Origin of the sequence: Candidatus Nitrotoga sp. M5 (assembly GCF_927904885.1) — a bacterium.
Classification (GTDB): Bacteria; Pseudomonadota; Gammaproteobacteria; order Burkholderiales; family Gallionellaceae; genus Nitrotoga.
Genome location: NZ_CAKMNW010000013.1, coordinates 26,718 through 39,591 on the forward strand (window position 1 = coordinate 26,718; position 12,874 = coordinate 39,591).

The 12,874-nt window shown below is 46.5% G+C and carries 14 protein-coding genes; 10 read left to right on the forward strand and 4 right to left on the reverse strand.

The genetic code is table 11. From position 1 onward, the window contains the following. Positions 1 to 15 precede the first annotated feature (15 nt). Complete coding sequence (gene thiC / locus MJ770_RS04710) at positions 16 to 1,929, forward strand: phosphomethylpyrimidine synthase ThiC (protein ID WP_239250448.1); 1,914 nt, start codon at positions 16 to 18, stop codon at positions 1,927 to 1,929. A 13-nt stretch (positions 1,930 to 1,942) separates the two neighbouring features. On the opposite strand, the gene MJ770_RS15580 is transcribed toward thiC, so the two are convergent. Then, a complete protein-coding gene (locus MJ770_RS15580) occupies positions 1,943 to 2,116 on the reverse strand; it encodes a recombinase family protein (RefSeq protein ID WP_445083124.1) in 174 nt (57 codons plus the stop codon). Between the two features lie 251 nt (positions 2,117 to 2,367). Here MJ770_RS15580 and MJ770_RS04715 point away from each other — a divergent pair, with 251 nt between their 5' ends. The 3 genes from MJ770_RS04715 to MJ770_RS04725 all read left to right on the forward strand — a co-directional run bounded on the left by MJ770_RS04715 (position 2,368) and on the right by MJ770_RS04725 (position 3,813). Next, a complete protein-coding gene (locus MJ770_RS04715; protein ID WP_239250449.1) occupies positions 2,368 to 2,883 on the forward strand; it encodes a hypothetical protein in 516 nt (171 codons plus the stop codon). Between the two features lie 275 nt (positions 2,884 to 3,158). Continuing rightward, positions 3,159 to 3,494: a hypothetical protein gene (locus MJ770_RS04720; RefSeq protein WP_239250450.1), complete on the forward strand. Its 336-nt coding sequence runs from the start codon at positions 3,159 to 3,161 to the stop codon at positions 3,492 to 3,494. 127 nt (positions 3,495 to 3,621) lie between these two features. Then, positions 3,622 to 3,813 (forward strand): YjfB family protein, encoded by a 192-nt coding sequence (locus MJ770_RS04725; protein ID WP_239250451.1) that lies wholly within the window; start codon positions 3,622 to 3,624, stop codon positions 3,811 to 3,813. A gap of 375 nt (positions 3,814 to 4,188) precedes the next feature. Here MJ770_RS04725 and MJ770_RS04730 read toward each other — a convergent pair whose 3' ends face one another. After that, positions 4,189 to 4,467, reverse strand: coding sequence for a DUF768 domain-containing protein (locus MJ770_RS04730; protein WP_239250452.1), 279 nt, complete (start codon positions 4,465 to 4,467; stop codon positions 4,189 to 4,191). A 350-nt stretch (positions 4,468 to 4,817) separates the two neighbouring features. Here MJ770_RS04730 and MJ770_RS04740 point away from each other — a divergent pair, with 350 nt between their 5' ends. The 4 genes from MJ770_RS04740 (at position 4,818) to MJ770_RS04755 (ending at position 7,281) form a co-directional block, all read left to right on the forward strand. Beyond that, positions 4,818 to 5,450, forward strand: a complete 633-nt coding sequence (locus MJ770_RS04740) for a sulfotransferase family protein (RefSeq protein ID WP_256448794.1) — start codon at positions 4,818 to 4,820, stop codon at positions 5,448 to 5,450. 233 nt (positions 5,451 to 5,683) lie between these two features. Continuing rightward, entirely contained in the window at positions 5,684 to 6,103 is a 420-nt protein-coding gene (locus MJ770_RS04745) for a ParD-like family protein (RefSeq protein WP_239250454.1), read from the forward strand. Next, entirely contained in the window at positions 6,100 to 6,699 is a 600-nt protein-coding gene (locus MJ770_RS04750) for an AAA family ATPase (protein ID WP_239250455.1), read from the forward strand. The genes MJ770_RS04745 and MJ770_RS04750 overlap by 4 nt, the downstream gene beginning before the upstream one ends. Positions 6,700 to 6,792: 93 nt before the next feature. Further along, a complete protein-coding gene (locus tag MJ770_RS04755) occupies positions 6,793 to 7,281 on the forward strand; it encodes an MOSC domain-containing protein (RefSeq protein WP_239250456.1) in 489 nt (162 codons plus the stop codon). A gap of 438 nt (positions 7,282 to 7,719) precedes the next feature. Here the strand turns inward: MJ770_RS04755 and MJ770_RS04760 are convergent, their stop codons facing one another. Both MJ770_RS04760 and MJ770_RS04765 read right to left on the reverse strand, forming a co-directional pair. Beyond that, positions 7,720 to 8,088 (reverse strand): phage holin family protein, encoded by a 369-nt coding sequence (locus MJ770_RS04760; protein ID WP_239250457.1) that lies wholly within the window; start codon positions 8,086 to 8,088, stop codon positions 7,720 to 7,722. A 48-nt stretch (positions 8,089 to 8,136) separates the two neighbouring features. After that, on the reverse strand, positions 8,137 to 8,547 hold the full coding sequence (locus MJ770_RS04765; protein ID WP_239250458.1) for a DUF883 family protein: 411 nt from the start codon (positions 8,545 to 8,547) through the stop codon (positions 8,137 to 8,139). A gap of 649 nt (positions 8,548 to 9,196) precedes the next feature. On the opposite strand from MJ770_RS04765, the gene MJ770_RS04770 reads away from it, so the two are divergent. Both MJ770_RS04770 and MJ770_RS04775 read left to right on the forward strand, forming a co-directional pair. After that, positions 9,197 to 11,335, forward strand: coding sequence for a S8 family peptidase (locus MJ770_RS04770; protein ID WP_239250459.1), 2,139 nt, complete (start codon positions 9,197 to 9,199; stop codon positions 11,333 to 11,335). Between the two features lie 372 nt (positions 11,336 to 11,707). Continuing rightward, complete coding sequence (locus tag MJ770_RS04775) at positions 11,708 to 12,679, forward strand: calcium/sodium antiporter (protein WP_239250460.1); 972 nt, start codon at positions 11,708 to 11,710, stop codon at positions 12,677 to 12,679. Positions 12,680 to 12,874: the final 195 nt, after the last annotated feature.

Below are 12,874 nucleotides of genomic sequence, written 5' to 3' on the forward strand. Positions count from 1 at the left end.
TTGGAGCAACCCACCATGAATGCCCATCCTAAGTTTTTAAGCCAAGCTGCCCACGTTGACAAAGCGGCAGTGCAGCCTTTACCGAATTCACGCAAGATTTATGTTGCGGGGTCACGCCCCGACATTCAAGTGCCGATGCGCGAAATTTCGCAATCGGACACACCAGCAAGTATGAATGCGGAAAAAAATCCGCCGATATACGTGTATGACTGCTCCGGCCCCTACACTGACCCGGCCGCCTATATAGACATCCGTTCCGGACTGTCGACACCACGCATGCCGTGGATTGCCGAACGTAACGACACCGACGAATTATCCGGCCCGTCATCGCAATATGGCACCGAACGACTGAATGACCCCGAGCTGGACGAATTACGCTTCAACCTGCGCCGTAAACCGCGTCGCGCGAAAGTGGGCGCGAACGTGTCACAAATGCACTACGCTCGCCAGGGCATCATCACGCCAGAGATGGAATTTGTCGCAATCCGCGAGAATATGCGCCGTAAAGAGTATCTCGAAGAATTAAAAGCATCCGGCCCGATGGGAAATAAATTAGCCGATTTAATGGGTCGACAGCATCCCGGCCAATCTTTCGGCGCCAGCATTCCGGCCGAAATTACATCCGAGTTCGTACGCGATGAAATTGCCCGTGGTCGCGCCATTATCCCCGCCAACATTAATCATCCTGAAGTCGAGCCGATGATCATTGGCCGCAACTTTCTGGTAAAAATAAACGCCAATATCGGCAACTCGGCCGTTACTTCCAGCATCGGCGAAGAAGTTGAAAAACTGACGTGGGCGATTCGATGGGGTGCCGACAACGTAATGGATCTCTCCACCGGCAAGCATATCCACGAAACGCGTGAATGGATCATCCGCAACTCACCGGTGCCAATCGGCACCGTACCAATTTACCAGGCACTGGAGAAAGTGAACGGCAAAGCCGAAGACCTGACGTGGGAAATCTACCGCGACACGCTGATAGAGCAAGCCGAGCAAGGCGTCGATTACTTTACCATTCATGCCGGCGTGTTACTCCGTTATGTGCCGCTAACGGCCAACCGCATGACTGGCATCGTATCGCGCGGCGGTTCTATCATGGCCAAATGGTGCTTGGCTCATCATAAAGAATCGTTCCTATACGAACATTTCGAAGATATCTGCGAAATCATGAAAGCGTATGACGTCAGCTTCAGCCTCGGCGATGGCCTGCGTCCCGGCTCGATCTTTGATGCCAATGACGAAGCGCAACTGGGCGAACTGAAAACGCTAGGTGAACTCACTCAAATTGCATGGAAACATGATGTACAAGTCATGATCGAAGGCCCCGGCCATGTACCCATGCACCTGATCAAAGAAAACATGGATCTGCAACTGGAACAATGCCATGAAGCGCCCTTCTACACATTAGGCCCACTCACGACAGACATAGCACCAGGCTACGACCACATCACCTCCGGTATCGGCGCAGCAATGATAGGCTGGTACGGCACTGCAATGCTGTGCTACGTAACGCCAAAAGAACACCTCGGTTTGCCGAATAAAGCCGATGTCAAAGAAGGCGTCATCACCTACAAGCTCGCAGCACATGCCGCTGACCTCGCCAAAGGCCATCCTGGCGCACAGATTCGCGACAACGCGCTATCCAAAGCACGCTTTGAATTCCGCTGGGAAGATCAATTCAACATTGGCCTCGACCCAGACAAAGCGCGCGAATTCCATGACGAAACACTACCCAAGGACTCCGCCAAGGTCGCACATTTCTGCTCCATGTGCGGGCCTCATTTCTGTTCGATGAAAATCTCGCAGGAAGTAAGAGACTATGCCGCTACTCAAGGCGTAGATGAACAAACTGCTCTTCAGAAAGGAATGGAACAAAAAGCGGAGGAATTCGTGAAGCAGGGGACGAATATTTATAGTAAAGCGTGATTATTTGTCGCTTTCAAATCATCTGCTGAAATACTGGCCGTTTTTTGTCGGTAGTAGAGGCAGCTGGTTCAATGTATTCCATCGCAATCCTGTGACCTTGTGCCTTGCACCAAGTGCGCATTTGCAATAACTGGTCAGTTGATAGAGAGGGCTTTTTCCTCTTGCTTTGCCGCAGATACGCTGGCATAAAATGCCACTGCTATTTTATTTACTCTTTTTTATTTATCGAGCTGAACCATCGTCTCCCTGAAGATGATACACAACAAGAAAAAAAAGGTGCAGTTATCAACTAAATTCGGTTGTGGGTGTGATTCAGATATTAATTTCAATTCAATTAATGAATTATAAAATAAGAGTCGGTTTATACACCTTGCAGGTGCCTTTGTCGGCATTTTTTCGGTTGTCTACTTTTGGTTATGAATCGAAAGGACCTTGCCTTTGACCGACCACCTACTTGACAATGAAGCTTCAAATTTCGTGATCGCATTGGGCAAGGCCATGCATCATTACGCGGCCATGGAATTTGTACTGAATGCACTAATCTCTGAACTTGTGGGCGACACCGTATTCACTGCCTCATTTATTGCTCTGAATGCCGCCAAGCGCATTGACCTACTTACCAAGCTCGTTGAGCGCATCGAGCCCGCTCTGAACCGACAGGGATGGAAATCAGTCAATCTCTTTGTCCAGCTGAAGGCAGCCTTCCAGAACAGAAATAAGATAGCTCACAATCCCTACTTGGCCACACAGAAGGTCGCGCCGGATGGCAGCCACATTCACACTGGCTTCATTCGCGTGGTTCGCTACAACGATGTGGGATCCAAAGAGGAATTGATTGATCTTGCCAGTCTGGGGCGAATGACCGTCGAGTCATCCGAATTGCTGCAACGCTGCAAAGAATTGCTCTCTCATTGCCAAAGGTTTCGTTCCCAGCGGCCTGTCGCCGACGCCTAACCAGTTAGAGGGTGGGCACGATTTGCGCCAACGCGGACACATAATTAGGGGCAGAAAGTTTGCTCTAGAGCATCCCCTTATTCCTCGCCCACTAGCGTACTCCCCGATCATGCAGTTGACGACCTGCCACAAAACCTTACAATCCCCATAGGTTCCGCTCTCCATAAGGTTCAGTCCAACATGGTTTATCTGCCGCCAATATGGGACGCGGGTTAACCAAGTTTGGGCGGGGCGGCAGATAAACGCTATTCGTTAAGCGCCATAAGGAGAGAACTGTGTTCATAGTGTTCCTTGGATTTATTGCTAACCAGCTCGCCACATCGGTTTTCTTTTTCTCTATTGTTTGGCTAGTGATGCGCACACGAAGCGGTGTGAAGCTTGGCGTTGGGTGGTTGATCCCGGGTATATTCGCCACTGCCTTCCTCGGTGGGCTTGTCCGACTCACGTTTTGGATGGTCTCTGGAGAAAGCGCAGGGGCTCCTCTTAGCGAAGAGGCCATGTCTTTTTTCTTTCTCGTGCTACCAATATTTACCGCCATAGGACTTTGCGTTTTTCTCAGGAGGCAAAAAATATGCTTGGCCAAACAGGGTAATCCCGGTGGTAACTCTTAACAATCGCTTCGGGAATAATTGAGGTCAGGAATAATTGGGCTTGGTGGAGGTTTTTCAAGAAGCCACCTAAAGATAAATAAAGCATAGACGCTATTAAGTCTATAGATTAAGTATTTGGGGAATAATAATGAATATTTCAGGTGTTCAAGTAGCCGCCATGGCATCAGGTCTGGATCAGCGTGATGCAGTTGCTGTTACTGTTTTAAAGAAAAGCATGGATATCCAAAAGCAAACCGCTATGCAATTAATTGAAGCCATTCCACCAGTTCAATCTCTGCCAACGGGTAATTTGGGTAGTAATATTGATGTGCATGCATAAACACAGCTAGTCAACCTGAACTTTGGATAAGCTCGGTAGGGTGGGCACGTCTTTGTGCCCACGCGGGCAGTGTCAATCATGACCCAGCACTGTATTCTCAATCGCATCAGCCCAGACATTCGCACATACCCCATCACACACTTAGCAGTGAAATGTCGAATGAGACCAATCAACAGCACGTTGTACATTCCTGCGTTGAAATGAATGCAATCGACATGGCGGGAATAAATCATTTTCATCAGAAATTTGATGTTCCCAGAATCGCCGTTGCCAGATAGTCGACGCGACGTTTGAGAATCCGCGTGGGCACAAAGGCGTGCCCACCCTACATCGCTGAATGCGTTAATGAATCGGTGTGAGTAAGTCGGACGGGGCTCAGTCGCCGTCTCCCATCTCCAACGACAGTAGATAATTGAGCGTAAATGTATCGTAGTCGAATTCAGAGTCGTTCGCGACCGTCGCCAAAACCAGGGGTGCAAGGTGCTTTCGCTCCTCCGCAGTCTCTGAGTCTGAGAATTTGGCCGCCGCCGCCGCAGCGTACATTTCATCCATCAGCCGTCTTGCCCGCGCATCATAGCTCTCGATGTCGGGATTGGCAGGAATGATGTTATCTTCGATCCAGGTCTCAGCCCAATTTTGGAAGCGCTTGCTCATGATTGCCCACCTATCTTCTGCATCTTATTCAGCGCCGGTTTCCCAGGCCACTGTTAACCACCCGATATTTCGGTCCAAGTAAATGGAAGTCTACTACATCGCATTATATGCTTCAATAGTGTGATAGGTTGGGTACGTCTTTGCACCCACGCGGGTAGCTGCACGCAGTACATACCCGTGTTTAACCGGGTTAAAATAAATGCAATCGACATGGCGGGGGAAATCATTTTCATCACAAATTTGGTGTTCCCAGAATTACCGTTGCCAGATAGTCGATTCGCGATGTTTGAGAATCCGCGTGGGCACAAAACCGTGCCACCCTACATAGCTAATCGCCAAGAGGAGTAGATATGAAAATTATTGGATGTGGTTTCGGCCGCACAGGCAGTATGTCGATGAAAATTGCGTTGGAGCAGCTCGGCTTTGGGCCCTGCCATCACATGGATGAAGTTATCGCAAATCCGGACAAACACTTACCCTATTGGCTCGCCGCCGCTAAAGGTGAAAAAGTCGATTGGGATGAAGCTCTGGCTGGTTATGAAAGCTGCGTTGACTGGCCAACGGCTGCATACTGGCCAGCACTTGCTGAACATTTTCCCGACGCGAAAATACTGCTAACAACCAGAACAGCCGAGAGCTGGTATAACAGTATTTCCAAAACCATTTTTAAGGTTATCAGTGACGGCGTTAACGCAGCGCCAAGTGATAAACCAAACCCATTTGGTGAAATGCTTATGCGTATGATTATGAAAAATACCTTTAAAGGGAACATAACTGACCGCAGCCACTGTATTGATATTTTCAACAAAAATGTAGAGTCGGTGAAAAATGCTTTCGAAGGCGATAAATTATTTGTTTATAACATTGGCGACGGCTGGGAAGGGCTCTGTAAATGGTTGGATGTGCCAATACCAGATACACCTTTTCCGAGAACCAATAACGAACAAGAGTTTTTTGAATTGTCAGGCAAGCTGAAAAAATAAAAATAACAAAAAAGATCAGGTCCGAATGCCATTAGTTTCACAGCAACTGAAGCCTGCTCTTGAACTGGAAACTCAGGGGACACATTACTTAATTGCGTAAGGAGTTAAGTAATGTGTCCCCAAAATTTTTAAGCGTAAATTTAAAGTTACGGGATCAAGTTCCAACTACATCAAAGATGATTGTAGCAATCTGCTACAATCATTCTTCCAGAAACCATTTACAAGGAATGATCATGGCAAAGTCTGCTTCCCCTATTCGGCTGCAAGAAGAATTGATGAAGTTGGCGACGGTGACGGGTAAACAGTATCACCGTAGTACCGCCGAACAAATTGAATATTGGGCTGCCATGGGGCGCAGCGTATCCGCAATGCTGACCCCGGATGATGTGCTGTCTGTTGCAACCGGATTAGCAACAATCAAAGTCGCACCTGTTTATAGTGAGCCAGTTGATCCCAGTGAAGTTTTTCGAGGGCTTGAAGATCAGCGTAGCACCGATAAAACCTTGTCTCAGGTCGTCACTAGCAGCCCGGTAAAGTTTCAGGTGTCTTTAACGCACCCAGGTTATTTGGAGAAGATTGATTCGAGTGGAGAAGTTAAGACAGGAAAATTTCAGGATGGCGAGTTTGTTGAAATAAACATGCTCAATTCTTGAAACTCAAAAAACAGCTTTGGTTGCTGGCTGGTGGGAATGGCTCAGGAAAAAGCACTTTTTATCGCACACAATTAGCAGCGCGTAGCATACCGTTTATTAATGCTGATATATTGGCAAAAAAACTTTATCCACTTGCGCCAGAATCACACAGCTATGATGCCGCGATATTGGCGACACAAATGCGCTTGCAGTTATTACGGGAAGGACGAAGCTTCTGCTTTGAAACCGTTTTTTCTCATCCTTCAAAAATTGATTTTGTTGCGCAGGCCAAAACAGCTGGTTATGAAATCATTTTGGTATTCATTCATTTGAATGACGTTTCACTCAATCAAGCACGTATCGCTCAACGCATAAGTGAAGGTGGACATTATGTTCCCGAAGAAAAAGTAATCAGTCGGATTCCAAGGGTATTAAAGTTGATCAAACAGACGATACCCTTATGCAATCACACCTATATCCTGGATAATTCTCGCGCCGACAACCCTTTTCAGCAAGTTGCTGTTATTCACGACGGGCAACTTGAATTAAAAAACCGTTCACTACCTGAGTGGTGCCAAGAATTATTAACCGATTACATGAGTCAATCATCAGAATAAAGCCCCAGAACTCCCTTCTCCAACATTATATTCGGCTTTTTTTCACCTTCGCCTTGGCTCAGCACTTTTTGTAAATCTGCCATATTATTAATAATGAAAACACTCGACACCCTATTCAAAACACTACCGCAAAAAGGCAAAGTAACGTGGATTGGCGTTAGACCCGAACGACGTGCAGAAATGCTGGTAGTCGATGCTGTCGAAGCCAAGACTCAAAATGGATTAACAGGAGATCGTTACGCAGGGCGATCGGGCAATCGGCAAGTCACCCTTATTCAGGAAGAACACCTGTCAGTAATCGCATCAAACCTCGGTTTAGAATCCGTAGAACCGGCACAATTACGTCGTAATATCTGCATTAGCGGGATCAACCTAATCGCTCTGAAGGATAAACAATTTCAGATCGGCGAAGTGATACTTGAATATACCGGCCTCTGCCACCCCTGCTCGTTTATGGAAGAAACTTTCGGCCCCGGTGGCTACAATGCGGTTCGCGGACACGGCGGGATAAATGCAAGAGTGATTAAATCTGGGATAATTAGAATGGGGGATGAAGTGCTATTCATCAATAAAGCACAATGAAGAGCAGTGAAACATGGCTGAACAACAATACCTAAAATTTCTCTAATTCAGGAAAGAAGACGGATTCAAGTTCAAATTGCAACAGCTATAACTATCGAATATATGATCGGAACATACGAAATAGTGCGGCCACAACCAATATTTTGACCTTATTTGCTAGCATACTCGTTCTGAAGGCAAGATTCCTCTTTAACAAATTTTTCAATGGTTTACGCGACACTACCAGTATTGCAGATACAGCTATACCTAATAAATATGGATACTGCATTAAAAATTTAAAAGTATTGCTCCGTGGAAACGTTCCTGAATTACCAAGCAAAACCGTTGAGTTCTTAGCAATAGAATCTCGCTGAATCAAAGAGCTTCGATAGTTGCGCCGAGACTCCTCCATTCGATCCAAGATAATTTTTTTTTGCTCTTCAAGTGACAATGAGATTGTCATACCACTTCCTTTACTAGCTTTGCATCTTTCTCTAATTCGGTACGTATCGTTTCTAATGGGAATTCTGGACGTACTCTATTCAGACTTACCAGGAAAATTCCCAAAGCCGTCAAGGCATAGAAAGCCACAATACCCCACGCAGACGCTACACGATAAGGGGTCTCCCAGAAGCTAACTATTACAGCCACACCTATAAAGACCAAGCTTAATAATGCCAGAACAAATATCGCAACATAACTGATTATTTGGGCACTAACGTAATTCCACTGAATCTTTATCAAGATCGACATCAATTGCACATAATCGCCAATACGATCACGTGCAACGATGCCAAGCTGCTTGATTTTCCGGATTTTTTTAAACATTAAATTTATCTCAACTTAGGAATACAAGTGCTCTACGGTGAGTCAATATTAACGCCGTGAAACTAATAGTCCAAGTAAAAAACCAAATGCAGCTGCATACCCCACTGCTTGTAAAGGGTTTTCTTTTACATATCCTCTGGAGCAATCGACTCCATCATTGAAATGTTTGCGCGCATCAGCTGCCACGATCTTCGCAACTGCTTTTGCAGATGCCATTCTCTCCATCAGTTTTTCCTTGGCCTCTTCTAAATCAACATCAGATAAACTAGGCATGCGAGCAATAAAATCATCTAAATCGGCCCGCAGGTTGGCCATCTCACTACTTGCGACGGCTCCTACCTGCTTCCCAGCGGTTGTAGTAGCATCTACAACATTCCCCACTGCGGCGCCCGTACGCTGAGCCATTTTTTCTGCGTTGGCCACTGCGTCTTCTACTTTATTTGAAGTTGTATTCTGCATAATGACTAGCTCCTTTAATTTTGGTTAGTGTGAAATTTCCGGCAATAAACCCAGTGTCAGTCTCTTACAATTTTTAATTTCGGTCTGTTCGTTAACGCACATACTTCACAGACTAACGGGAAATTACAGTGGCCTCTATCAAGATTAAGAATAAATCACAATCATTGAAGCAATTATAACATTCCAACAAACTCTATCACATTTCGCAGACAGCCAGACCTCTGAGACTGGAATATTCGGTTGTCCTGAATTTTACGCCACATCGCGCGGGGGTCGCCGAAAGGATATTTTCGAAGCGCTACGGGAAGTTTTAATGGCCTAACTAAGATCGATCGTTATGTCGCTGGATGAGTACCGGATGCAAAATATCAGGCTTACCTATCCGCTGCTTACACGATGGCAGAGATCAGGGCCATTTCGGGATACGTTACATGATGGTATTTCGCGCACTGGGGAAGTTTGAAGAAAACTGAAAAAATCATTATTTACATAATTAAATTTAGAGAATTCAATTTTTAGAGGTGCCTTCTTTTCTGTTGCGGATACTTGTCTTATATTTATTCATCGCGCATGATCCAGCGTGGCATTAACTCGAATAACAACAACGAAAGGGGCTACATTGAGAAACCATCGATTGGTTCATTATTTCATGCCTGCAAAGCCTCTAAAACAGAACCTTATGTCCTGGTATGAGTGGTTCAAAAAATATGAGCAGGGCAAAACATGTAAGGTTAACTTCCTCCAAACCGCAATTTTTATTTTGGGATTACTCATTGCGGTTACATTTGTCGGAAATTTATCAGCTGCTGATTTAGCAGATGTAGAAATTAAAGGGGTTGATAAGGTACTGAACCAGTTAGGGATTAAAAATTCTCTGACCGAAAGAATGAAGGCAGCCTCTCATACGCCTCAATTTGAAAAAGCTCTGCCGAATGACACTAAGAATCCTGACAATAGCGTTCTCGATAATGTGCAGGTTACCGGTATTATTGTGAGTTTCCGTTCCATGGAAGCGAAACTTCTTTCTCGAAATAATTTACCGCCACCTCAAGCGTTAATTGAAGAAATAGGTCGATTTTCTGGAGTCCCTTTGGCGTTTAATCGAGCAATGTCGTTAGACCGGTTTGTTTTCCGTTTTTCGAAACCCCTGACTTGGGCAGAAGCTGAAATCATTGTGAACCGCGTCAGGCAATCCGTTAACGTTGAGAGTGTGGAACCTGATACTCGCGCAAATCATTCCATGGTTCCTAATGACACTTTTGCATCTGACCAATGGAATCTTAAAAGTAGCGCTACATTTCCAGGGTCGGCTGATCTCGGTCGAGCATGGGATCTCACAGTAGGATCTTCGGACACAGTAATCGCTGTGGTCGACACCGGGGTGAGGCCCAACATTGAGTTTGTCACCAGGCTTCTTCCCGGGTATGACTTCATTTCAAATCCCCTGAGCTCCAATGATGGAGACGGTCGGGATAACAACGCACTTGACCCAGGAGACTGGACTCACGCTGGAGAATGTGGGTCCGGATCAGAAGCAACAAATAGTTCGTGGCACGGCACACACATTACCGGAATTGTTGCCTCTACCGGAAACAACTCAGCTGGTATCGCCGGGATTAATTGGATGACCCGTATTCTTCCCGTCCGTGTTCTTGGCAAATGTGGTGGAGACGGGTCTGACATTATAGATGGCATGATGTGGGCAGCGGGAATTGCGGTTCCAGGCGTACCGATTAACCCTCACCCGGCGCAGATAATCAACATGAGCCTTGGAGGATCCAGGCCGGGCGGATGTAGCGGTACCGTATATCCAGAAGCAATCAATCAAATCAAAGCCAAGGGAGCGTTGATTATTGTTGCCGCTGGAAATAGTGACAGCGAAGCAGCCAGTTTTGTACCAGCGTCGTGCACTGGGGTAACAACAGTGGGCGCGGTTGGGCCTTATGGGTATCGAGCAAGCTATAGCAATTTCAGCTCTGGATATAAAGTAGACATATCTGCGCCAGGAGGAGATATAGCAACTTATGGCATCGAGGCAGGGATTCTATCAACAGTAAATTCTGGTAAAACAGTTCCTGAATCAGGGGCAGTAGATTACAAAAACGGTACCAGCATGGCAGCACCCCATGTTTCTGGTGTGGCCTCACTTGCCTTGGCCTTGGATCCCCAAATTGCCCCAGAAATGCTGATAATTAGTATGATTTATGGCAGCCGCGCGTTCCCATCTGACTCTCAATGCACAATATACTACCCCCTTTGCGGGTGGGGCGTGCTGGATGCCTATGCAACATTACAAGTAGTGGATGCTTTAAAACCTTTTTCTCTCATTTATGAATACTACAATGTTAACCTCAACCACTATTTTCGTACCGGATCAAGGTCTGAATCTTTATCAGTGCTGTCAGGCGGAGCAGGGGCTGGATGGCGTGATACTGTAGATTACTTTCTAGCGTGGCGACAAGCTTCTCAAGGTGCGGTGCCTGTGTGCCGGTTTTATGGAACGCCAGGAAAGGGGCCGAATTCACATTTTTATACCGCAGACCCGGGCGAGTGCAGCCAAGTAAAGAATGATCCCGGCTGGACATATGAGGGAATCGCGTTTTACGTAAAGTTGCCAGTCAATCATACCTGCCCGGTAGACACCGTACCAATCTATCGCCTCTATAATAATCGATGGATGTATAACGACTCCAACCATCGGTTTACCACCGACATAACTGAGGTCAATGCGATGGTCCTTAAGAGCTGGGTATCAGAGGGCTTGGTTATGTGTGGTGCAGGCGGTTGATTGTAGTTAGCTTCATGATTTCTTTATGATGCCAGTAGCCAGAAACCACACGATGCAGTTATAACATGCCAACAAACGCTATTACACTTGATGCGCCACCCGCATGAGGATCAGGCAACAGCTCAGGCTCACCAATCCGGTTTTTATACGATGGCAGAGATCGGGGGCCATTGCAAAGCACACTGTATGACAGTAAGTCGCGCAGTGCGGTAGATAAAGAAAACCGAGAAAAAATATTGTAATGTTTGAACTGCCGCCCACGCTTCGCTCTAAAAAAACAGATTAATCGCCAAGCAGACTTGAGTAGTATCGTTATTAAATACAATTGGCTGTAATTGTTACGCTTGGCTTTCTCTATTTTTATAGGAATTTATGACTCTTGCTTTTCTTGCAGTAGCAGTTGGTCTGATTCTGCTTGTGTGGAGTGCTGACCGTTTTGTGGAAGGCTCCGCTTTCACTGCGCGTTATTTTGGTATGCCGCCATTGCTGGTCGGCATGGTCATTGTTGGCCTAGGCACATCCGCGCCTGAAATGGTGGTGTCAGCGATCGCAGCATCACAGGGCAACCCCGGCATTGCGCTCGGCAACGCCTATGGTTCGAATATCTCCAATATCGCACTCATTCTTGGGCTGACAGCTTTAATTAGCCCCATCACTGTGCATTCGCAGGTGTTACGCAAAGAATTGCCAATACTCATCGCCATCACGGCTCTGGCCGCTTACCAAATGTGGGATGGTGAACTTACCCGTAACGATGCTCTGGTGTTGTTGGGTGTATTTTTCATCCTGATGGCCTGGATCATCTGGCAAGGCCTGCGTACAAAATCGGATACTCTTGGAGTCGAAACTGAAGGTGAGATCGAAGCAAGCACTATGTCGATTGGCCGAGCGGTTTTCTGGCTGGTGATTGGCTTGATACTGTTAATCATAAGCTCTCGTATTTTGGTCTGGGGCGCGACTTCAATCGCGCGCGGCTTTGGCGTGAGCGATCTGATTATCGGCTTAACCATTATAGCCATAGGCACTTCACTGCCGGAGCTGGCATCTTCGTTAATCGCTACGCGTAAAGGTGAACATGACATTGCCCTGGGTAATGTTCTTGGCTCAAATATTTTTAATACGCTCGCCGTGGTTGGTATCGCGGGGGTGATTCATCCCATGTCGGTGGAACCGGAAGTATTATCTCGAGACATTCTGGTCATGGCAGTGCTCACCGTCTCGCTGTTTTTTATCTGCTATGGATTTCGAGTGCCTGGCCGCATCAATCGAATCGAAGGCGCAGCACTACTTGCCTGCTTCATCGGATACACCACTTACCTGGCAAGCAGCGTTTTTAATGCATAAAGCCATCCAATCAGGCATTGCTTAATAGGTGTAAAGGTTCGCAGAATTCAGTGCCATTCGGGGTGCATTACATGACAGTAAATCACACAGTACGCTAGTTTCAAGAAGGCCGAAAACATGCTGTAATGTTTGAACTGACCCCATGTTTCTTTTTCTCGCAGGTGATGATCAGAACATTTATGCTGTCGGTTTTGT

What these genes read in the sequence shown, in the direction of transcription:
- thiC (WP_239250448.1), top strand. Translation starts at nt 16, where the DNA reads ATGAATGCCCATCCTAAGTTTTTAAGCCAAGCTGCCCACGTTGACAAA.
- MJ770_RS15580 (WP_445083124.1), bottom strand. Translation starts at nt 2,116, where the DNA reads ATGCCAGCGTATCTGCGGCAAAGCAAGAGGAAAAAGCCCTCTCTATCA.
- MJ770_RS04725 (WP_239250451.1), top strand. Translation starts at nt 3,622, where the DNA reads ATGAATATTTCAGGTGTTCAAGTAGCCGCCATGGCATCAGGTCTGGAT.
- MJ770_RS04730 (WP_239250452.1), bottom strand. Translation starts at nt 4,467, where the DNA reads ATGAGCAAGCGCTTCCAAAATTGGGCTGAGACCTGGATCGAAGATAAC.
- MJ770_RS04740 (WP_256448794.1), top strand. Translation starts at nt 4,818, where the DNA reads ATGAAAATTATTGGATGTGGTTTCGGCCGCACAGGCAGTATGTCGATG.
- MJ770_RS04745 (WP_239250454.1), top strand. Translation starts at nt 5,684, where the DNA reads ATGGCAAAGTCTGCTTCCCCTATTCGGCTGCAAGAAGAATTGATGAAG.
- MJ770_RS04755 (WP_239250456.1), top strand. Translation starts at nt 6,793, where the DNA reads ATGAAAACACTCGACACCCTATTCAAAACACTACCGCAAAAAGGCAAA.
- MJ770_RS04760 (WP_239250457.1), bottom strand. Translation starts at nt 8,088, where the DNA reads ATGTTTAAAAAAATCCGGAAAATCAAGCAGCTTGGCATCGTTGCACGT.
- MJ770_RS04765 (WP_239250458.1), bottom strand. Translation starts at nt 8,547, where the DNA reads ATGCAGAATACAACTTCAAATAAAGTAGAAGACGCAGTGGCCAACGCA.
- MJ770_RS04770 (WP_239250459.1), top strand. Translation starts at nt 9,197, where the DNA reads ATGCCTGCAAAGCCTCTAAAACAGAACCTTATGTCCTGGTATGAGTGG.
- MJ770_RS04775 (WP_239250460.1), top strand. Translation starts at nt 11,708, where the DNA reads ATGACTCTTGCTTTTCTTGCAGTAGCAGTTGGTCTGATTCTGCTTGTG.